This window comes from Nocardia sp. NPDC051833 (assembly GCF_040681225.1).
In the GTDB taxonomy this organism is placed as follows: Bacteria; Actinomycetota; Actinomycetes; order Mycobacteriales; family Mycobacteriaceae; genus Nocardia.
The window spans coordinates 3,739,466-3,759,208 of sequence record NZ_JBFAYK010000001.1 but is presented as its reverse complement, the minus strand read 5'-3'; the positions used below and the strand labels follow the sequence as shown (position 1 = coordinate 3,759,208).

The window sequence follows — 19,743 nt, the reverse complement described above, 5'->3', positions numbered from 1 at the left end:
GCCCCCATGTGTTGTTGTCCGTCGATCCAACCCATCTGACGCGATACCCCGGCGAACAACCCTGGAGCTTTTCATGACCGACTCTGCTCTGCCCGAGAACTGGTCCTTCGAGACCAAGCAGATCCACGCGGGCCAGGCCCCCGACGCGGCAACCAACGCGCGGGCGCTGCCGATCTACCAGACCACCTCCTACACCTTCCGCGACACCGATCACGCCGCCGCGCTGTTCGGGCTCGCCGAGCCGGGCAACATCTACACCCGGATCATGAACCCCACCCAGGACGCGGTCGAGCAGCGCGTCGCCGCGCTCGAGGGTGGCGTCGCGGCGCTGCTGCTGGCCTCGGGCCAGGCCGCCGAGACCTTCGCGATCCTGAACCTGGCCAACGCGGGCGACCACATCGTGTCCAGCCCGCACCTCTACGGCGGCACGTACAACCTGTTCCACTACTCGCTGCCCAAGCTCGGCATCGAGGTCTCCTTCGTCGAGGATCCCGACGACCTGGCGCAGTGGCAGGCCGCCATCCGGCCCAACACCAAGGCGTTCTACGGCGAGACCATCGCCAACCCGAGCAGCGCCGTGTTCGACATCCCCGGCATCGCCGAGATCGCGCACAAGGCGGGCATCCCGCTGATCGTCGACAACACCGTCGCGACCCCGTACCTGATCCAGCCGCTGGCCCACGGCGCCGACATCGTCGTGCACTCGGCGACCAAGTACCTGGGCGGCCACGGCGCGGCGGTGGCCGGCGTGATCGTCGACGGCGGCACCTTCGACTGGACCGTGCGCGACGCCGACGGCAACGCCCGCTTCCCCGGTTTCACCGAGCCCGACCCGAGCTACCACGGCGCGGTCTTCGCCGACCTGGGCGCGCCCGCGTTCGCGCTCAAGGCCCGCGTGCAGCTGCTGCGCGACCTGGGCGCGGCGGTGTCGCCGTTCAACGCGTTCCTCATCGCCCAGGGCATCGAGACGCTGAGCCTGCGGGTCGAGCGGCACGTGGCCAACGCCGAGGCCGTGGCGAAGTTCGTCGCCGAGCAGCCGGGCGTCGAGGCCGTCCACTACGCGGGTCTGGAGACCTCGCCGTGGTACGCGCGAGCCAAGCAGCTGGCGCCCAAGGGCGCGGGCGCGATCGTCGCGTTCGAGCTGCGCGGCGGTGTCGACGCGGGCAAGAAGTTCGTGGACGCGCTCAGCCTCCACAGCCATGTCGCTAACATCGGTGATGTGCGTTCTCTCGTGATTCACCCGGCGTCCACCACGCACTCGCAGCTGACGCCCGAGGAGCAGCTGGCTTCCGGCGTCACTCCGGGGCTGGTCAGGCTCGCCGTGGGCATCGAGGGAATCGACGACATCCTGGCGGATCTGCGCGCCGGTTTCGCGGCGGCGAACACGTGACTGTGAGCACCGAATCGCCGATCGCCCGTCCCGCAACCGGGGTGGCCCTGCTGCCACCGCCGGACGGGCGACTCGGCGTGGTCGCCATCGGGGAGGTGGCGCTGGAGAACGGCGCCGTCGTCCCCGATGTGCGGCTGGCGGTGCAGCGCTGGGGTGAGCTCTCGCCCACGCTCGACAACGTGGTGCTCGTCGAGCACGCCCTCACCGGCGACTCCCACGTCATCGCCAGCGCCGACAACGCCCAGCCCGGCTGGTGGGAGGGCATGGTCGGCCCCGGCGCGCCGATCGACACCGACGAGTGGTGTGTGATCGCGACGAACGTGCTCGGCGGCTGCAAGGGCAGCACCGGACCGTCCTCGCTCGCGCCCGACGGCGCGCCGTGGGGTTCCCGCTTTCCCGACCTGACCATCCGTGACCAGGTCACCGCCGAGGCGCAGCTGCTCGATCTGTTCGGGATCGAGCGGCTGGCCGCCGTCGTCGGCGGGTCGATGGGCGGCATGCGGGTGCTGGAGTGGATCATCGGGCAGCCGGGACGGGCCGCGGCCGCGCTGGTGCTGGCCGTCGGCGCCCGCGCCACCGCCGACCAGATCGGCACCCAGACCACCCAAATGGCCGTCATCAAGGCCGACCCCGACTGGCAGGACGGCGATTACCACGGCACCGGCCGCGCGCCGATGACCGGCATGGGCCTGGCCCGGCGCATCGCGCACCTGACCTACCGCACCGAGGGCGAGCTCGACCACCGCTTCACCAACCGTCCCCAGGGCGACGAGGATCCGTGGACGGGCGGGCGCTACGCGGTGCAGAGCTACCTCGAGCACCAGGCCGAGAAGCTGTGTCAGCGCTTCGATCCGGCCACCTATGTGCTGCTCAGCGAGGCCATGAACCGCCACGACATCGGCCGCGGCCGGGGCGGGGTCGCCGCGGCGCTGGCCGCGACGACGGTGCCGGTCGTGGTGGGCGGTGTCGATTCCGATCGGCTCTACCCGCTGCACACCCAGGCCGAGCTGGCCGAGGGGCTGCCTGGCTGCGCCGGGCTCGAGATCGTGCACTCGCGCGACGGGCACGACGGCTTCCTCACCGAGGCCGCCGCGGTGTCCAAGCTGCTCACCGAAACCATGCGGCTGGCCCGCGAGAACCGCTGACGCCCGGGCTTTCTCAGTCCCGCGTCGTCCCGGCCAGCAGGGTCATGATCGATCGCACATAGTCCTGGAGCCGTTCGCGCGGATACTCCTCGGGCTCGCTGACCGCGAGCCTGCCGAGCATCTCGGCGACGGTGAGAGTCGAGTTCGCGAGCAGTCCCGCGTCCATCGACGACCAGCGCGGCGACATCGCGATGCCGACGCGGACCAGGGATTCCGCGCGGGCGAGAATGTCGGCCCTGGCCGTGCGCAGCGCGTCGCGGTATTCGTCCGGCGCGCTCGCCGGAGTCGCCAGGATCAACCGCCAGCGGGTCGGATTCGCCAGTGCCACACCGACGAACGCCTCCACCGTCGCCGAGGCGGCGGCGAGCGGCTCGGTATCGAGCAGGTCCGCGGGCAGGGTGTCGGCGATCTGCTCCAGGCCGCGTTCCCGCTCCCGTTCCAGCAGCGCCTCGACGAGCTCGGCGCGGGTCTTGAACACGGTGTAGAGCACCGGCTTGCCGACGCCCGCCTCCTGCGCGACGGCCTCCATGCTCAGCTCGTGCAGTTCCATCCGCCCGAGCACGGTGAACGCGGCGTCGAGGAGCTGCGCCCGGCGCTCGTGCGGTGGCAGGCGCGGGGCATAGCGGCGCCGCGGTCGTTGTTCCTGCGTCGCGGTCACGCGCTCCTCCTGTCGTCGTCTGGACGATACCCCGCCAGCGGGCTCCCGGCATCAATCCTACGCAACCGTTGTATTCACTTCGCGTGATTGCTACGGTGGTGTTGTATTCATGCGCGAGGGACGTCCTCGGCAACTGCAAAGGAGCAGGTGCAATGGCATTCGATCCGTCGACTCTGCGGCGCGACGACTACGGCTTCTTCGGGCCGGATTCCCCCACCTGGAAGGTGTGGGCGGCGCCGACCGCGCTGATCGGCTTCCAGCGCGCGGTGACGCTCGAGCACTTCGATCCGTTCCTCACCGCCGCGGTGGCCGATTCGCACGGGATCTACGACAACCCCGCCACCCGCCTGGACCACACGCTGTCCTACTTCCTGCTGGTCGCGCTCGGCGACGGCCGCACCGCCATCCAGGCCGCCGAGCACCTGATGAAGGTGCACGCGCCGATGACGGGCATCGAGCCGATCAGCGGCAAGCGCTACAGCGCCAACAATCCCGACTCGCAGCTGTGGATCCATGTCACCGGCTGGCATTCGGTCCTCAAGGCCTACGAGATGTTCGGCCCCGGCCCGCTGAGCCCCGCCGAGGAGGACCGGTACTGGGCCGAGTGCGTGATCGCCGCCGAACTCCAGACCTGCAAACCCGAGGATGTGCCGCGCAATCGCGACGAGGTGCGCGCCTACTTCGCGCGGGTCCGGCCACAGTTGTGCGTCAGTGAACGGGCCGTGCGGGCCATGCACTTCCTGCTGTGGCCGTCGACGGACAAGGGCATGACGTTCGCCGTCGGCGGCCGGGTGCTGTCACTGGCGACGATCTCGACGCTGCCCGCCTGGATGCGCAAGCTCGGCCGGTTCGACCTGCCCGGCATCGTCGACGCGTCGGCCCGGCTCCCCTGGAAAGCCCTCGTGTGGGCCACCGCGCTCCGTGGCAATCGCGGGCTGATCCTGGCCAGCCCGTTCGTCGCGAAGATGACCGGGCAGATCCTGGCGGCCCACACCGCCGCGGGCACGCCGCGCACCCCGGCGACGATCAGCCCCGCCGACGCCCGCGAGCGCTACGGCAGCACGGGCACCCGCAGCCTGTGGGAACACCGCATCACCGAGTCCGCCTGAAAGACAGGCCCGGCGCCTCAGCCAGCCGTCGCGCGCCGGGCCCGCTCGATCCGGTTGATATTCGTCTCGACCCACTCCCGCAGCGCCTCGATCGGTTCCCGCAGGCTGTGCCCGAGTTCGGTGAGGGTGTACTCGACCCGCGGCGGCACCGTGGGATACACCGTGCGCGCGACGAATCCGTCGTGCTCGAGCTGACGCAGGGTCTGGGTGAGCATCTTCTGCGAGATGCCGTCGATGCGCCTGCGCAGGTCGGTGTAGCGCAGGGTGCCGTCGGCGAGGGCGTCCACGATCAGCACGGTCCACTTGCCCGCGATGTGGTCGAGGACCTCGCGGGTGGGGCATTTGGCCGAGTAGACGTCGGCGGGCAGGCCGGTGGCCTCGTGAATCGTGCACACCTCGCCGAGTCTAACGCACAAAAAGGTGCCTACTTCCCAATGGAGAGCGACTCTCCGATAGTAGGAATCATGAGCACACAGACACTTTCGGTCACCGATGCCATCCGCACCCGTCGCACCGTCCGCCACTACCGGCCCGATCCGCTCGACCCCGCGCTGCTCGACGAACTGCTCGACCTGGCGGTGCAGGCGCCGAGCGCCTGGAACATGCAGGACCGCTCGATCGTCGTCGTCACCAGCGAGTCGGGGCGCACGGCGCTGTCGGAGGCGGCGTTCGGTCAGCCGCAGCCGCTGGAGGCGCCCGCGGTGCTGGTCTTCGTCGCCGATCCGGGGGCCTGGACCGGGACCAATGCCGACATCGCCGAGCAGGCGACGCGGAACGGGGCGTGGAACGAGCAGTTCCTGGCGAAGTTCGACTCGCGCGCCGACTACCACTCGATGCGCGAGCGCGGCCTGCTGCGAGAGAACGCCGTCAAGAACGCGATGATCGCCGCCACCTACGTGATGCTCGCCGCGACCGGACTCGGGCTCGATTCCGCGCCGATGAACGGGTGGGACGAAGCGCTGGTGAAGCGGGCGATCGGCATCGACGCCGAGGCCGAGCCCGCGATCGCGGTGCTGGTCGCCGTCGGCTACGGCACGGGCACGCCGCCGCACCCCGGCCGCAGGCCGCGGGAGCGCGCGGTGTTCACCGAGCGCTATCTCAGCTGACGCCGAGGGTGTTGATGGTGGCGGCGAGGAAGACGATGGCGCTGCCGAGAGCGGTCAGGGTGGCCACGTCGAACGGACGGCTGCGGACGGCGAGCAGGCCGACCTGCACCGTCGGCAGGCACAGCCGGAAGGCGGCGGCCACCAGGGCCGCGCTGCCGAAGATGATCGCCCCGCGCCGCCACCGATCCCAGGCGACGAACACGACCGCGACCAGGATCAGCGCACTCACCACGGTCATCGGCAGGTGACTGCGCAGGTACTGCTCCCCCGCGCTCAACCGCACGACCCGATGCTTCCCGGTCGTCTCCGCCTTGTTCACGGCCCCGATTGTTCCAGACGCGCTCGCCGGGCGGGCGGCCCGCGCCCGATCGATGGGGCGAACCGAGAGCGCGCGCCCGGCATGACAGAGTGATGCGCTGTGCTGCACCTGATCTTTCACAACCCCGTGATCCCGCCCAACACCGGCAACGCGATCCGGCTGGCCGCGGGAACCGGTTGCGCGCTGCATCTGATCGAACCGCTCGGCTTCGACCTCTCGGAGGCCAAACTGCGCCGGGCCGGGCTGGACTATCACGACCTCGCGGTGGTGACGGTGCATCCCGACCTGACGACAGCGCTGACGACCATCGAACCCGGCCGGGTCTTCGCCTTCACCACCCAGGCCACCACCCGCTTCACCGATGTCGCCTACCACGACAACGACGCCCTGCTGTTCGGCACCGAACCCACCGGCCTCCCCGCCGAGGTCCTCGCCGACCCCCACATCACCGACCAGATCCGCATCCCGATGCTGCCCGGCCGCCGCTCGATGAACCTGTCCAACGCCGCCGCCGTCGCGGTCTACGAGGCCTGGCGCCAACTGGACTTCCCCGGCGCGGTATGAACTGTTGCCGCCGTCGTCCGCCCCGTAGAATAGACACGTATCGCACGTAATACGTGTCTATTCTACCGTTCCGAGGACGAGGTGGTGCGCGGTGCGCTTGAACAGCAAGGGACAGGTCACGATTCCCGCGGAGCTCCGGCGGAAGTTCGCTTTCGAAGAAGGCGATGAGGTCGAGGTGATCGAGGTCGGCAACGCATTGCAGATCGTGCGCCGCGAGGGCGCGCAGCGCCGCGGGAAGCGGCTGACCGGACACATGCGCGGCCGGGCGACGACGGGCATGAGCACGGACGAGCTCATGGAGCTCTTCCGTGGCGACTAGCGACCGCGGCGCCGGTCGTCCACTGCGACTGGCCGATGAGCAGCCCATCACCCTGGTGGACTCGTGCGTCCTTCTCGATGTGCTCACCGATGACCCCCAGTGGGCGGACTGGTCGGACGACGCACTTGCCGAAGCTCGAGATGCCGGACCGACGGTCATCAATCCGATCATCTACGCCGAGGTGGCCGGCGGATTCGACACCATCGAAGACCTCGATGACGCCCTTCCGGAGACCGACCTCGAGCGAATCCCGCTGCCGTTCCAGGCCGGATTCGTGGCCAGTAAGGCGTTCGTCGCCTACCGACGGCGAGGCGGGGAGAAGCGCAGCCCACTCCCGGATTTCTACATCGGAGCCCATGCGGCGTATTCGGGCTACCGGCTGCTCACGCGAGACGCCACCCGATTCCGCACCTACTTTCCACGGGTGCCGCTGATCACTCCCGACGGCGAGTAGTCAAAGGTCGATCCGGCGCTGTTTCAGCGCTAAAATAGCGCTATGGCCACCATCCAGGTCAGGGACATTCCCGACGAGGTCGCCGAGGTGTTCCGCCGACGCGCCGAAGCCGAGGGCATGTCGTTGCAGGCGTACATGCGACGAGAGTTGATCGCCGCCGCCCGTCGCCGTTCGAAGACCGAGGCGATGGCGGCCATTCGCGAAGCGCTGGAGCGCGATTCGAGCGCGGGCGCCGACCGCGAGTCGATCCTGAGCGCTTTGGACGACGCCCGTGGCGAGTGACGAGTATGTGCTCGACGCCTCGGCCGCCTCGACAGCGCTGCTGCGCAAGGACGCCGTCGGGATCGCCGTCGGGCGGTTGATCGAGACCGCACCTGCCACGCGCCGCATCTCATCGACGCGGAGGTCGGCAATGTGCTGCGCCGCCATGAGCGCAAGGGCCTGATCGACCCCGACACCGCCACGATCGGCCTGCGCATGCTGGCGACGATGGTCGATCGGCGGTATGCCCATCAGGGCTGGCTCAGCGAGCAGGCCTGGCTGCTCCGCCACACGATCACGTTCTACGACGGCCTCTATGCCGCGCTGGCGGCACGACTCGATGTGCCGCTGCTCACCAGCGACGCGCGGCTGAGCAAGGCACCGGGGTTGCCGTGCCGGGTCGAAGTGATCGACTGAGCGTCAGCCGTCGACGTCGAAGCGTTTGAAGCGGGAGGTGGCGCCGCCGGTCAACCGCACTGCCGATTTGGCGACGCCGAAGTGGTCGGCGAGGAGTTCGATGGCGGCCTTGTTGGCCTTGCCCTCGACGGCGGGGGCGCGGACGTAGAGGGTGAGGGTGCCGTCGTCGGCGACTTCGACCAGCGGGCCTTTACGGCTGTTCGGCTTGATCGTCGCCCGGACGGTCGGCATCGGTCGGTTCCTCCTTCGGTCCGGCGGCGGGCGCGACCGCGGGGGCCTTCGCGACGGGGCGGCGACGGCGCAGGACTGTGCGCAGCACCAGCCAGATCGCGCCGCCGAGGACGGCGAGGAAACCGAGCCACGGCAGGGCCTTGCCCAGGAAGACGATCGCGTCCTGGAGCCAGTCGATCAGCGAGTTCCAGCCGGCGACGATGCCGTCCCAGAAGTTGTCCGGGTCGCCGGGGGCGTCCTTGTCGTCGGCGGTGAAGGTGATGGTGAGCGTGGACAGCGCGACCTGGTCGTCGAGGGAGCGCTTCTGCGCGGTGAGGCTGTCGAGTTCACCCTGCCTGCTCGCCAGCGCCTCCTCGGCGGCGATCAGGTCGGCGGTGTTGGTCGCGCCCGCCATGAGCGCGCGCAACCGGTCGACGGAGGCGCGCAGGGCGCTGATGCGGGCATCGAGGTCCTGCCACTGCATGGTGACGTCGTCGCGATTGGTGCTCACCCTGGTGACGGTGCCGACCCCGTCGAGTCCGGTGATGAAGGCGTCGGTCTTGTCCGCGGGCACCCGCACACTGAGCACGGCGCGCGGCGTGCGGTCGTCGGTCCCCGGCTGTTCGGTGCGGCTGTCGATCCGCCCGCCGAGCACCCGTACCTGCTCGGTGACCTCCGCCGCCGCCCCGATCGGATCACCCGAGGTCACGTCGACCGACCCGGTGATCACCTCTTTCCGGTCCGAATCCGGCGGCGCCGGACTCTCTTTCGCCGGCGCCCCCTCCCGAAACCCCGGCGCCACCGCCGCGGCGGGCCCCGAAACCGTCGGCGAGGACGCCTGATCAGCCGGGCCCCCGCTCCCCGCGTCGTCCCCACACCCGGCCAGGAACAACAGCCCGAGCACCCCGATCATCACCACGGCAAGCTTGCGCATGATCGCAGCGTAATCCGCCGACCGCCCGAGCGGGCGCACCCGCGGATCTACAGATCGGCGGGCAGGATGCGGAACGCGTCGACACCCGGGGTGAGTGGTTCGATCGCGCGGAAGTCCCGCTGGTCCAGGGTGAAGATGCGATTCGTCCGATACTTGTCCGCCAGCGCGACACCGACCGCGGCGGCCAGATCGAGCCGCAGTCCCTCGTATTTGGCCCGGATGAGCTGGGCCGCAGCGAGATCGACGTGCTTGAGCTCGGCGAGCCGGTAGCGTCCGTCGAGCATCCGCGCCATCAGCGCCTCGGTGACCTGCATCGCGGCCTCGAAACCGAGATCGCGGTGCACGAGATGGTCCAGCTCGGTGAGGACCAGCGGTGAGATCACCAGTGTCTCGGAGGCCATGACCGCGAGCGCCTGGTCGTGTTCGGGCTGATCAGCGTCGAACGCCGCGAACAGCGCCGAGGTGTCGGCGACGATGATCATCGACGCGCCGACCGCGACTTGATGTGGTCGTAGATCGCCTGATCCATCTCGTCGGTGGTGCGAGCACGGCCGCTGCGGAACACCGGCAACGGCGCGTCGTTCTTCGGCACTTCGGAAGCATCGAGCAACATGGCGATCCCCCGTCGAATGAGTTCAGCCTTGCTGACCCCGGTCGCGGCAGCTTCGGCATCGAGCCGGACCTCCAACTCCTCGGGGAGGTACACGGTCGTCTTGATCATGCCACATATGGTACCACCCGTAAATCGGGAATTCGCAGGTCAGTGGGGCCGGGTGGTGTAGCGGTCGAGTTCGGCGAGGCGGGCGTCGAGGTGGGGGTGGGTGGAGAGGAGGGTGGGGGCCTCGGTGGAGCGGGTGGGGTTGTTCGGGTGGTGGTGCAGGGTGTGCAGGACGACGCGGAACTCGGCGAGGTAGCCGAGGTCGGCGACGACGCGGTCGGCGAGGTATTCGCCGCGCTGCCACAGCCGGGGGCGGATCAGCAGCTGGAGGGCGGCGACGCTCAGGGCGATGGCGGCGGTCCAGGGGCCGAGGAGCAGGGCGAAGGCCACGAAGACCAGGCAGGCCGCGCAGCCGTAGGCCAGCACGGCGGGGGCGGCGAGGAGCGTGGTCGCGGTGACCAGGCCCAGGTACGACCAGCGCAGGGACGCGATCACCCGGTCCGAGGTGACCGTCAGGCGCGGGAGCGCCCGTCCCATGAGCAGGTCGGCGGGCGCGAAGAGGGCACGAACCAGCCATTCGAACGGCCTTCGGTACCACCAGATCACGTATCGCCAGGTCGCGGTGCCCTGGAGCCGATGCCCGAGTTCATGGGCGAGCAGCGCTTCGAGCTGGTGCTGGGTGAACGTGTCGACAGCTTGCCGGGTGACGGACAACTGCCCGCCGGAGTGCAGGGCGCCGTTCACCGCACCGGAATTCATCACCCACACCCTGGCGGTGTCGACGGGCAGACCCGCGGTGGCGGTGACGTTCACCCACGCGCGACGCACCCGGTCGTGTTCGTCCGGCAGGTGCTGCGCCGACCACTGCGCCATCGCCGCCAGCACGAGCCGGCGCCACCACAGCACCAGCGGACCCGACCCCAGCCACAGTCCAAGGACCAGCACCGCTACCCAGTTCGCCAGCAGCGCTGCGGTTCCCACCAGCAGCCAGCCGCTGAGCACCAGCGACGGCAGCGAGGCGAGCAGCTCCGCCACGGCCCAGTGGTAACCCTGCCGGTACGTCACCGACAGGCTGTTCGGTTCGGAGTTCGACATGTGGCCCCCACGCTCGATGGCCTCACTTCCTTGATACCGCAGCGACTCCCGGATGTCCGGCATCGATTCGGCTGCTGATCAACGGAAGTCGCGGGAGCGGGCGGCGATCGTGAGGTCGAGGTGTTCGAGGTGGTCGGCGAGGACACTGGCCGCGCCCTCGGCGTTCTGGACGCGGCCACGGATCAGCAGCGCGGTGGCGTTCTGGGCCAGGCGGCGGTAGCGGGCCCAGAGCCCAACCGAGCAGACGACATTGACCATGCCGGTCTCGTCTTCCAGATTGAGGAAGGTGACACCCGCCGCGGTGGCGGGACGCTGGCGATGGGTGACCGCGCCCGCGACCAGGATGCGGGTGCCGTCCTCGACCAGCAGCAGGTCGCACGCCGGAACCACCCCGAGCGAGTTCAGGTGCGCGCGCAGGAATTCGGTGGGATAGCTGCCGGGCGAGATGCCGCTGGCCCACACGTCGGCGGCAGCGAGCTCGAGTGCGCTCATGCCGGGCAGGGACGGAGCGACGGTCGCCGGGCCGGTGCCGGGCAGCAGGTGCGGACGCTCCCCCGCCGCGGCACCGGCGGCCCACAGCGCGGCCCGGCGCACGCTGCTGCCGCGGTCGGTGACCGGTGGCTCCTCCGGTCGGGTGACACCCTCGGCGCGAGGCACCACGGCGCTACCCCGGGACCGCGCGTCGACCAGAGTGTCCAGCGCACCCGCAGTGGCGAGCGATTCTGCCTGCGCGACAGTCAGTTCCACGCGACCGGTCAGATCGAGCATCGACGTGTACGGACTCGACGCGTCGCGTTCGGCGACGATGCGATCGGCGAGATCGGCGCCGATGTGCCGGACCCCGGCCAGCCCGAGCCGGATCTCGGTGCCCGCGTTCTCCAGGGTGGCCTCGGCCAGGCTGGCGTTGATGTCGGGTCCGTGCACGCGCACACCGTGGCGCCGGGCGTCGGCGACCAGCGACTGCGGAGAGTAGAAACCCATCGGCTGGGCGCGCAGCAGTCCGGCGCAGAAGGCCGCCGGGTGGTGCAGCTTGAACCAGGACGAATAGAACACGATCGAGGCGAAGCTCTGCGAATGACTCTCCGGGAAACCGAAATTGGCGAAGGCGTAGAGCTTCTCGTAGATCCGGTCGGCGACCGCGCCGGTGATGCCGTGCAGGTCGCGCATGCCCTGGTAGAGGCGGTCCTTGAGCCGTTCCATCTTCTCCGGCGAGCGCTTGGAGCCCATGGCGCGGCGCAGCTGATCGGCTTCGGCGGGGGTGAAACCGGCCACGTCGATGGCCATCTGCATCAGCTGTTCCTGGAACAGCGGCACCCCGAGCGTGCGGGCGAGCGAATTCTCCAGTGCCGGATGATCACAGCGGGGCTCCTCCAGTCCGTTCCGCCTGCGGATGTACGGGTGTACCGACCCACCCTGGATGGGGCCGGGCCGGATCAGCGCCACCTCCACCACCAGGTCGTAGAAGGTGCGCGGCTTCAGCCGGGGCAGCGTCGCCATCTGCGCGCGCGACTCCACCTGGAACACCCCGATCGAATCGGCGCGCTGCAACATCTCGTAGACGGCCGGTTCGGCGAGGTCGAGCGCGTGCAGTTCGACCGTCTCGCCCTTGTGCTCGCGCACCAGGTCGATCATGTAGTGCAGCGCCGAGAGCATGCCGAGACCGAGCAGGTCGAACTTCACCAGGCCGACGGCGGCGCAATCGTCCTTGTCCCACTGCAGCACGCTGCGCCCCGCCATCCGCGCCCACTCCACCGGGCAGACGTCGGCGATCGGCCGATCGCAGATCACCATGCCGCCGGAGTGGATGCCCAGATGCCGTGGCAGGCCGTCGAGTTCGCCCGCGAGTTCGAGCACCGGCGCCGGGATATCGGTGCCCCGCTCCGCCGACACCCCCGACCAGCGGCTCACCTGCTTGCTCCAGGCGTCCTGCTGCCCCGGCGAGAACCCGAGCGCCCGTGCGGCATCGCGCACCGAGGACTTGCCGCGATAGGTGATCACGTTCGCCACCTGGGCGGCGTAGTCGCGGCCGTACTTGGCGTAGACGTGCTGGATGGCCTCCTCGCGCCGGTCGGATTCGATGTCGACGTCGATGTCGGGCGGGCCGTCGCGCTCGGTGGACAGGAAGCGTTCGAACAGCAGATTGTTGCGCACCGGATCGACATTGGTGATACCGATGGCGTAGCAGACCGCGGAGTTGGCGGCCGAGCCCCGGCCCTGGCACAGGATGTCGTTCTTCTTGCAGAAGGCGACGATGTCGTGCACCACCAGGAAGTACCCGGGGAAGGTCATCTTCTCGATCACCGCGAGCTCGTGCTCGATCTGCGCGTACGCCTTCGGATTCCGTTCCGGCGGACCGTAGCGCTGCGCCGCGCCGCGATAGCTCAGCTCGCGCAGCCAGGAGTCCTCGTCGTGCCCGGCGGGGACGTCGAACGGCGGCAGCTTCGGGGCGATCAGGCGCAGGTCGAAGGCGCACTCGCGGGCCAGCTCCACCGCGTTGGTCACCGCGTGCGGGTGCTCGGCGAACAGCGCGGCCATCTCCGCGCCGGACCGCAGATGCGCGCCGCCGGTGGACGGGAGCCAGCCCGCCATCGCGTCGAGGCTGCTCCTGGCCCGGATCGCGGCCAGCGCCATGGCCCGGCGGCGCTGGGCGGGCGCGGCGAAATGCGCGCCGGTGGACGCCAGGACCGGCAGCCCGACGCGATCGGCCAGCGCGACCAGGTAGTCGTTGCGCTCGTCGTCGGTGGCGATGCCGTGATGGGTGAGCTCGACGCTCACCCGGTCGGCGCCGAAGCGCTCGATCAGCTCCCGCAGGGCCGCTTCGGCTTTCGGGAGCGCGGTATCGCCCGCGTGGAGATCCTGCGCCACGGCCAGGCGCAGCTGCCCCTTCCGGCACCCGGTCAGGATGTGCCAGTGCCCGGCCGCGGCCGCGGTGAGCGTGTCGAGGTCGTAGCGCAGGACGCCCTTCTCCCCCGCCGCCATGTGCGCCGCCGACATCTGGCGCGACAGCGTGCGATAGCCCTCCTGCCCGCGCGCCAGCACCAGCAGATGCGGCCCGTGCGGGTCGGGAGTTCCCGTGCGCGGCAGGGTGTCCGGGGCGTTCTGGTGTCCGCCCGCCGCGCCCCCCGGGTCGCCGATCGTCCGTAGACCGCCACGGGGAACAGAACGGCGCCTGACCGCATCCCCTCGGCCAGGCGCCGCCTCCGCATCGGTTCCCAGTGACAGTTCGGCACCGAAAACCGTTGGCATTCCCCATTCTCTGGCCGCCTCGGCGAACCGGACGGTCCCGTAGAACCCGTTGTGATCGGTGAGCGCGAGGGCCTCCAGCCCCAACCGCACCGCCTCCTCCACCAGCTCCTCCGGCTGACTCGCGCCGTCGAGGAAGCTGTAGGCGGAGTGGGCGTGCAGCTCGGCGAAGGGCACCGTCGGTGTGGCGGGCCGGTCGACCGGGTGCGCTTCGTACGCACCGCGTTTGCGCGACCAGGCCGGGCTGTCACCGCCGTCGCCGGGATGCATCTCCTCGGCGGGACGGCGGGACGGCTTGCCCGAGAGCACCCGCTCCAGTTCCGACCAGGTCGGCGGCCCGTTGCTCCAGCCCACCAGCCCACTCCTCTCCCGACCCCCGCGTCACCTCCCCTGTCGATCGCGGTTGCCCGACCCCTCAACTCGCGGGCAAACGCTCCATCGACCTGGACTCCAGCGCGGCCTCCACATGACCGAGACCCGACCGGATCACCGCGCCGTAGGCATCGTTGGCGAGCACGTCCAGGTGCCCGCGCGCGATGGCCAGCTGCATCCGCGCCATGTCGAAGTCGCCGACGCGGCGGTGACTGTCGGCCAGGTTCAGATACAGCGAGGGCAGGAACCCGCGCAGCCCCTCGTCCAGCGGGATGCCCGGCCCGAACACCGCGGCCAGCGCCCGCTGATCCCAGAGCAGCGCGCCCTCCGGCAACTCCTGCACATCCGCCAGGTGGTGTGCGATCACGCAGCGATGCAACGGGTCGCCGCCTTCCCCTACCTCGTCCCAGAGCCTGGTCAGCGCCGCGCGCGCCGCATCCGGGTCGCCACCGCCGAGCCGCACCGCGGCATAGATATCCGCCATCCGATCGTCCGCCATGCGGCCAAGTATCGCACATACGTTCGAACATTGGCGAGAGGCGTTCGAACATATTTTCGAGTTTTTCGCCAGACCTAGTCGCGGAACTTACTTTGGAGTAAGTTCGAGGGAACGAACTGCAAAGGAGCAGTGATGTCACAGGTTTCTCCCGGTGCGCAGGGTCGTCGCGGTCGGCGGCGGCGCGATCTGGCCGGCAGTCATGTCGTGATCACGGGCGCGTCGTCCGGGATCGGGCGGGCCGCCGCGCTGGCGGTCGCCGACAAGGGCGCCGTCGTCTTCCTCCTCGCCCGCCGCGGTGACGAACTGGGCGCCGTGGTCGCCGAGATCGTCGACGCGGGCGGCCGGGCCCACGGCTATCAGTGCGATGTCACCGACGCCGAGTCCGTCGAGGCGACCGTCGAGGCGATCCTCGATCAGCACGGCCACGTCGACATGCTGGTGAACAACGCGGGCCGCTCCATCCGGCGCGCCATCCACCGCTCCACCGACCGCATGCACGACTTCGAACGCACCATGGCGGTCAACTACTTCGGCGCGCTGCGGATGACCCTGGCCCTGCTGCCCCAGATGCGCGAACGCGGCTTCGGCCACATCGTCAACATCTCCAGCGCCGGCGTGCAGGTCGCCACCCCGCGCTTCTCCGCCTACCTCGCCAGCAAGGCCGCGCTGGACAAGTTCACCGAGGTCGCCGCCGTCGAAACCCTCGCCGACGGCGTAACTTTCACCACCATCCACATGCCGCTGGTGCGCACCCCGATGATCACCCCGAGCGGCGACCAGGGCCCTTCCGAATCACCGGAGTGGGCCGCCGCCACGATCGTGCGGGCCCTCACCGAGCGCCCCAAGCGCATCGATGTCCCGCTCGGCACCTTCGCCGAATACGGCGCCCTGCTCACCCCCAGGCTCCGCGACCGCATCCTGCACCGCTACTACCGCGCGCTGCCCGACTCCCCCGCCGCCAAGGGCGAATCGGTCGAGACCGCCGCACCGGCCGACGAGCCGAGGGCGCCGGATCCCGCGCCGAAACCGAAGTCGCCCGCGCGCAAGGCCACCGGCAGCGCCCTCCGACGCGCCGCGCGGTGGGTACCCGGTACACACTGGTGAGTCGTGCCAAAATCACTGTGTATCAATAGAATTCGATCACGCGTTCGGTTTCGCGGCGGCGGGGGCGGCGTAGCCTGGGATCATGGCGGCGAATCACTCGGGCCCTACGACGGTCGAGACCATCGGCAGCGATTTCTACGACGATCCGCATTCCTACTATCGGCGCTGGCGCGAGCGGGGAATCGCGCATCGGGTCCGGTTCCCGGACAACATCGTGCGCTGGGTGGTGGTCGACTACGCGATCGGGCGGGGGCTGCTGGCGGACTCGCGGCTGCACAAGGGCATCGCGGAACTCGCCGCGACCATGGCGAGCCGAACGGGCACGCTGGTCGACAGCCGGGCCCTGGTGCTCTCGGATCACATGCTCAACACCGACGAGCCCGGCCACACCCGGCTGCGCAAGCTGGTGAACAAGGCCTTCACCACCCGGCAGGTGGCGGTGCTGCGACCGCGCGTCCAGGAGATCACCGACGCGCTGCTCGACGGGTTCGCCGACGCGGACGAGGTGGACCTGATGGCCGCCTTCGCCAATCCGCTGCCGGTGGCGGTGATCTGCGAGCTGCTCGGGGTGCCGTTCGCCGACCGCGACCGCTTCCAGGCCTGGACCCGGCTGCTCGTCGGCGTGCACCGGCTCACCCAGGACGGCGCCGCCGCCGCGATCGCGATGCACACCTATCTCTCGGAACTGGTGCGCGCCAAGCAGGAGCGGCCCGCCGACGACCTGCTCTCCCGGCTGGTCCTGGCCGACGACGACGGCGACCGGCTCACCGACCAGGAACTGGTGGCGATGGCGTTCCTGCTGCTCGTCGCCGGGCACGAGACCACGGTCAACCTGATCGGCAACGGCACCCTCGCGCTGCTGCGGGCGCCCGCGCAGTGGCGGGCGCTGCTCGCCGATCCGGCCGGTGTGCCCGCGGCGATCGAGGAGTTCCTGCGGTTCGACGGCCCGGTGAACATGTCGACCGAGCGGGTGACGGCCGAGCCGATCACGGTGGGCGACATCGAGATTCCCGCGGGGGAGTTCGTCCATGTCGCCCTCGTCGGTGCCAATCGGGACCCGCTGCGTTTCCCCGACCCCGACGAATTGCGGGTCGACGGCGCGGCCGCGGGCCACCTGGCCTTCGGCCACGGCATCCATTTCTGCGTCGGCGCGCCGCTGGCCCGCCTGGAGGCCGAGATCGCCTTCACCACGCTGCTGGCCCGCTTCCCCGGGCTGACCCTGGCCCCCGGCGCGCACGATCCGCGCTATCAGACGAGCACGCTCATCCGCGGGCTGACCGAGCTACCGGTGCGCCTGCACTGACAGTTCTTCCACCGCCACGGTTTCCAGGTAGGTGGCCGGTTTCGGCGCGCCGCCGCAGCTGGCCTGACGGGGCGGGGCGGGAACCGTGCGGGCGGTGACCCGCCAGCGGCGGCCGTCGCGGTGGGTGACGACGGCGGCGCCCGCGAGGGTGGGGTCGTCGGTGTGGCTCGGCTCGGGCTCGACGACGAGCGCGTCGGCGGGCAGCGTCGGGAACTGTTCGCGGACGGCGACTTCGGCGAGCTGACCGATCGGGTCGTAGCAGCTGCGGCCGCGCAATCCGGTGTGGGAGACGGCGCCGGTGTCGGCGGCGGCGAGCGCGGCCTCTGCGGCGGCGGTGTCGACCCGGCCGTAGGTGAGGCCGGACGGGAGCAGGACGACGGCGGGCGCGAAGCGGTGACCGCCGGTGTGCGAGGCCTCCCAGACGCGGCCGGGATGGGCGGCGGCCATGGTGGCGGCGATCGGGCGACCGAGCCGGGCGCAGCACTGGTCGCGTTTGCCGTGCGCGCAGACCAGGACCAGCGGATCGTCCACGCGCACACCGATTCCCGGCGGCGGGCCGTCGACCAGGTGCAGGTCGATGTCGAAGAGCTGACGCAGGTCGGTGATCTCGAACCGCTCGCACCAGGAGCCCTCGGGCCGCGAGCTGACCAGCAGCACGGTGCGGGTGCCGGTGAACTCGTTGCGGCCGGGGCGGCGGATGAGGGTGGGCCGGACCTTCGCCGCGGTGGTGCGCGCGGCCAGTTCGGCGGTGATCTCCGGGCCGAGCACCTCGTCGCCGATCACGTCGTGGCCCCAGGCGCCGGGATGCTCGACGCACAGCCAGCCGGTGACGTGCGCCGCGGTGCCGAGCAGGGACAGGTCCGTCGCGGCGACCGAGCACGACATGCTCTCGAACGGGTTCATGACGGCTCCTTCCGCGACCGACGTCCGGCCGATCCGGAACAGGCGTCGTTTCACTGTAGAACCGCCCCCGCCCCGCCGGTAAGGGCACCCTGTGTTCGGCGGCTATTCGTAGACGCCCTCGGCGTGCCAGGTGGCGGCGTCGTAGACGAGCAGGACGGCCCTGATCTCGGTGGGTTCGGCGTCGAGCTGGACCTGGGCGCGGGCAGCCGGACCCGCCTGCTCGGCGGCGGCCCACCAGCGCTCGTCCACCGGCCACGGGCCCGCCCAGCCGAGCAGCGCCCACTGCCTGCGGCCCCAGCGCAGCCGGGCCGGGTCGGCGGTGAACAGGCCGCGGTCGGTGACCTCGACGGCGGTGCCGTCGGCGGCGGTCAGGTGCACGACGGGGCGGTGCAGGAGCAGCAGCGTCGGCGCCGGTTCGGGGAGCCGGCCGGGCCAGGGCTGGGACGGGTCGGCGGCCGGGGTGAGCTCGTCGCCCAGGGCGATCATGGTGATCCGCTCGGCGGGCCCGCGGCCGCCACTGAGCACGCCGACGCGCACCGCCTCGCCACCGAGCAGGCCCTGCACCCGGACCAGCGCGCGGCGGGCCCGTTCGGTCTCCTCGCCCTCCCCGCCCCACAGGCCCAGTTGCAGCGCGCCCGCGGCGACCACCTCGACCGGCTCCAGCCGCAGCGTGACGATCGGGGCGGTCGGGCGATCGCGGTGGGTGAGCCAGCCGTCGAGCTGCCAGCGGATGCGGTCGGCGGTGTCGGGCGGGGTGAGCGGGCGCGCGCAACGCCAGATCCGCGAGAGCTCCTCCCCCGCCTCGGTGCGCGCGGTGACGGCCAGCCGGGTGCAGGCGACGCCCGCGGCGGTGAGGGCGGTGTGCAGCCGGGTCGCGAGGGTGCGCCCGGCGAAGGCGGCGGCGTCGACCCGGTCGATCGGCGGATCACAGTCGAGGTCGACGGCCAGTTCCGGCGGTGGCCGCCGGGCCGAGGGCGGTCGCTCCGGCAGGCCGCGGGCGACGCGGTGGGCCAGCGCCGCGTCGGCGCCGAAGCGGGAGGCGACGTCGGCGGGAGTGAGCCGGGCGAAGTCACCGACGCGGCGCAAGCCCAGGCGGTGCAGCAGGTCGACCAGGTCGGCGCGTTCCGGTGGCGCCAGCGCGGGTTCGGCGGCGAGCTCGGCCACCGGGAGCGGCGCCAGATAGCGGGCACCGGCGCCGACCGGGACGAACGCCGCGCGGCGCGCCGCGAGCACGGCGGTCGACAGGGCGTCGGCGATGCCGATCTGCGCCTCGGCGCCCGCCACCGCCACGGCATCGATGAGCTGGATCGCCGCGGCCTCCTCGGAGCCGAAGAACCTGGTGGCGCCCCGTGCTCCGAGGACGAGGAGTCCCGGGCGGAGCACTTCGACACCGGGCACCGTCGCGTCGACCGCGCCCGCGATCGATTCGAACAGCCGGGCATCCCGGTCCGGATCATCCTGGGCGACAACCAGATCGGGGCAGCGCGACTGCGCCTCCCTGCGGGTCACGCCCTCGCGCACCCCCTCAGCCCTGGCGATCGCCGACGCCGACACCACCCGATTCCCGCGCAGCACCGCCACCGGGCGATCCGCGGGCACCCCGGCCACCGCGGCCGCCGCCACCGCGGGCCAGTCGGGACACAGCAGCGCCAGCACGCGCTCCGCCCGCGTCATCGCAGG

At 70.8% G+C, this 19,743-nt stretch carries 23 protein-coding genes; 11 read left to right on the top strand and 12 right to left on the bottom strand.

The window, feature by feature from the left end; all coding sequences use genetic code 11:
• The first annotated feature begins 73 nt into the window (after positions 1–73).
• Both AB0L91_RS17010 and AB0L91_RS17005 read left to right on the top strand, forming a co-directional pair.
• A complete protein-coding gene (locus AB0L91_RS17010; protein WP_365010884.1) occupies positions 74–1,390 on the top strand; it encodes a bifunctional o-acetylhomoserine/o-acetylserine sulfhydrylase in 1,317 nt (438 codons plus the stop codon).
• Positions 1,387–2,535: a homoserine O-acetyltransferase gene (locus AB0L91_RS17005; protein WP_365010882.1), complete on the top strand. Its 1,149-nt coding sequence runs from the start codon at positions 1,387–1,389 to the stop codon at positions 2,533–2,535. The genes AB0L91_RS17010 and AB0L91_RS17005 overlap by 4 nt, the downstream gene beginning before the upstream one ends.
• Before the next feature lie 13 nt (positions 2,536–2,548).
• Here AB0L91_RS17005 and AB0L91_RS17000 read toward each other — a convergent pair whose 3' ends face one another.
• Entirely contained in the window at positions 2,549–3,193 is a 645-nt protein-coding gene (locus AB0L91_RS17000; protein ID WP_355271537.1) for a helix-turn-helix domain-containing protein, read from the bottom strand.
• A gap of 152 nt (positions 3,194–3,345) precedes the next feature.
• On the opposite strand from AB0L91_RS17000, the gene AB0L91_RS16995 reads away from it, so the two are divergent.
• Positions 3,346–4,302 carry an oxygenase MpaB family protein gene (locus AB0L91_RS16995; RefSeq protein ID WP_365010879.1) on the top strand — a complete coding sequence of 319 codons (957 nt, stop codon included), beginning with the start codon at positions 3,346–3,348 and terminating at the stop codon, positions 4,300–4,302.
• A 17-nt stretch (positions 4,303–4,319) separates the two neighbouring features.
• On the opposite strand, the gene AB0L91_RS16990 is transcribed toward AB0L91_RS16995, so the two are convergent.
• Positions 4,320–4,697 (bottom strand): helix-turn-helix domain-containing protein, encoded by a 378-nt coding sequence (locus tag AB0L91_RS16990; RefSeq protein ID WP_365010878.1) that lies wholly within the window; start codon positions 4,695–4,697, stop codon positions 4,320–4,322.
• Between the two features lie 69 nt (positions 4,698–4,766).
• Between AB0L91_RS16990 and AB0L91_RS16985 the strand changes: the two genes are divergently transcribed.
• A complete protein-coding gene (locus AB0L91_RS16985; protein ID WP_365010875.1) occupies positions 4,767–5,408 on the top strand; it encodes a nitroreductase family protein in 642 nt (213 codons plus the stop codon).
• On the opposite strand, the gene AB0L91_RS16980 is transcribed toward AB0L91_RS16985, so the two are convergent.
• A complete protein-coding gene (locus AB0L91_RS16980) occupies positions 5,401–5,646 on the bottom strand; it encodes a DUF3017 domain-containing protein (protein WP_232017306.1) in 246 nt (81 codons plus the stop codon). The two genes, AB0L91_RS16985 and AB0L91_RS16980, sit on opposite strands and share 8 nt — an antisense overlap.
• A gap of 180 nt (positions 5,647–5,826) precedes the next feature.
• Here AB0L91_RS16980 and AB0L91_RS16975 point away from each other — a divergent pair, with 180 nt between their 5' ends.
• From AB0L91_RS16975 to AB0L91_RS16955, 5 genes are all read left to right on the top strand, one after another.
• Positions 5,827–6,291, top strand: a complete 465-nt coding sequence (locus AB0L91_RS16975; RefSeq protein ID WP_365010873.1) for a tRNA (cytidine(34)-2'-O)-methyltransferase — start codon at positions 5,827–5,829, stop codon at positions 6,289–6,291.
• 91 nt (positions 6,292–6,382) lie between these two features.
• A complete protein-coding gene (locus tag AB0L91_RS16970; RefSeq protein WP_365010870.1) occupies positions 6,383–6,610 on the top strand; it encodes an AbrB/MazE/SpoVT family DNA-binding domain-containing protein in 228 nt (75 codons plus the stop codon).
• The gene (locus AB0L91_RS16965; protein ID WP_365010868.1) at positions 6,600–7,064 is read left to right on the top strand and encodes a type II toxin-antitoxin system VapC family toxin; all 465 of its coding nucleotides are present in this window, start codon (positions 6,600–6,602) and stop codon (positions 7,062–7,064) included. Before AB0L91_RS16970 ends, AB0L91_RS16965 begins: the two co-directional genes overlap by 11 nt.
• A 42-nt stretch (positions 7,065–7,106) precedes the next feature.
• The gene (locus AB0L91_RS16960) at positions 7,107–7,346 is read left to right on the top strand and encodes an antitoxin (RefSeq protein ID WP_365010866.1); all 240 of its coding nucleotides are present in this window, start codon (positions 7,107–7,109) and stop codon (positions 7,344–7,346) included.
• A 111-nt stretch (positions 7,347–7,457) separates the two neighbouring features.
• Complete coding sequence (locus AB0L91_RS16955) at positions 7,458–7,742, top strand: type II toxin-antitoxin system VapC family toxin (RefSeq protein WP_365011324.1); 285 nt, start codon at positions 7,458–7,460, stop codon at positions 7,740–7,742.
• A gap of 3 nt (positions 7,743–7,745) precedes the next feature.
• Here the strand turns inward: AB0L91_RS16955 and AB0L91_RS16950 are convergent, their stop codons facing one another.
• The 7 genes from AB0L91_RS16950 to AB0L91_RS16920 form a co-directional block, all read right to left on the bottom strand.
• Complete coding sequence (locus AB0L91_RS16950) at positions 7,746–7,973, bottom strand: DUF167 domain-containing protein (protein ID WP_355271528.1); 228 nt, start codon at positions 7,971–7,973, stop codon at positions 7,746–7,748.
• Complete coding sequence (locus AB0L91_RS16945; RefSeq protein WP_365010864.1) at positions 7,933–8,886, bottom strand: DUF4349 domain-containing protein; 954 nt, start codon at positions 8,884–8,886, stop codon at positions 7,933–7,935. Before AB0L91_RS16945 ends, AB0L91_RS16950 begins: the two co-directional genes overlap by 41 nt.
• 47 nt (positions 8,887–8,933) lie before the next feature.
• A complete protein-coding gene (locus AB0L91_RS16940) occupies positions 8,934–9,368 on the bottom strand; it encodes a PIN domain-containing protein (RefSeq protein WP_365010862.1) in 435 nt (144 codons plus the stop codon).
• Positions 9,365–9,607 carry a CopG family transcriptional regulator gene (locus tag AB0L91_RS16935; protein ID WP_365010860.1) on the bottom strand — a complete coding sequence of 81 codons (243 nt, stop codon included), beginning with the start codon at positions 9,605–9,607 and terminating at the stop codon, positions 9,365–9,367. The genes AB0L91_RS16940 and AB0L91_RS16935 overlap by 4 nt, the downstream gene beginning before the upstream one ends.
• A gap of 39 nt (positions 9,608–9,646) precedes the next feature.
• Complete coding sequence (locus tag AB0L91_RS16930) at positions 9,647–10,639, bottom strand: M48 family metalloprotease (RefSeq protein ID WP_365010857.1); 993 nt, start codon at positions 10,637–10,639, stop codon at positions 9,647–9,649.
• Positions 10,640–10,717: 78 nt separating this feature from the next.
• Positions 10,718–14,236 (bottom strand): error-prone DNA polymerase, encoded by a 3,519-nt coding sequence (locus AB0L91_RS16925; RefSeq protein WP_365010854.1) that lies wholly within the window; start codon positions 14,234–14,236, stop codon positions 10,718–10,720.
• A gap of 61 nt (positions 14,237–14,297) precedes the next feature.
• A complete protein-coding gene (locus tag AB0L91_RS16920; protein WP_355271522.1) occupies positions 14,298–14,753 on the bottom strand; it encodes a hypothetical protein in 456 nt (151 codons plus the stop codon).
• A gap of 132 nt (positions 14,754–14,885) precedes the next feature.
• Here AB0L91_RS16920 and AB0L91_RS16915 point away from each other — a divergent pair, with 132 nt between their 5' ends.
• Entirely contained in the window at positions 14,886–15,857 is a 972-nt protein-coding gene (locus tag AB0L91_RS16915; RefSeq protein ID WP_365010851.1) for an SDR family NAD(P)-dependent oxidoreductase, read from the top strand.
• Between the two features lie 82 nt (positions 15,858–15,939).
• The gene (locus AB0L91_RS16910) at positions 15,940–17,160 is read left to right on the top strand and encodes a cytochrome P450 (RefSeq protein ID WP_357346575.1); all 1,221 of its coding nucleotides are present in this window, start codon (positions 15,940–15,942) and stop codon (positions 17,158–17,160) included.
• Here the strand turns inward: AB0L91_RS16910 and AB0L91_RS16905 are convergent.
• Both AB0L91_RS16905 and AB0L91_RS16900 read right to left on the bottom strand, forming a co-directional pair.
• Positions 17,140–18,063: a sucrase ferredoxin gene (locus tag AB0L91_RS16905; RefSeq protein WP_365010847.1), complete on the bottom strand. Its 924-nt coding sequence runs from the start codon at positions 18,061–18,063 to the stop codon at positions 17,140–17,142. The genes AB0L91_RS16910 and AB0L91_RS16905 overlap by 21 nt on opposite strands.
• Before the next feature lie 102 nt (positions 18,064–18,165).
• Positions 18,166–19,737: a DNA polymerase Y family protein gene (locus AB0L91_RS16900; protein WP_357346573.1), complete on the bottom strand. Its 1,572-nt coding sequence runs from the start codon at positions 19,735–19,737 to the stop codon at positions 18,166–18,168.
• Between the last annotated feature and the right edge of the window lie 6 nt (positions 19,738–19,743).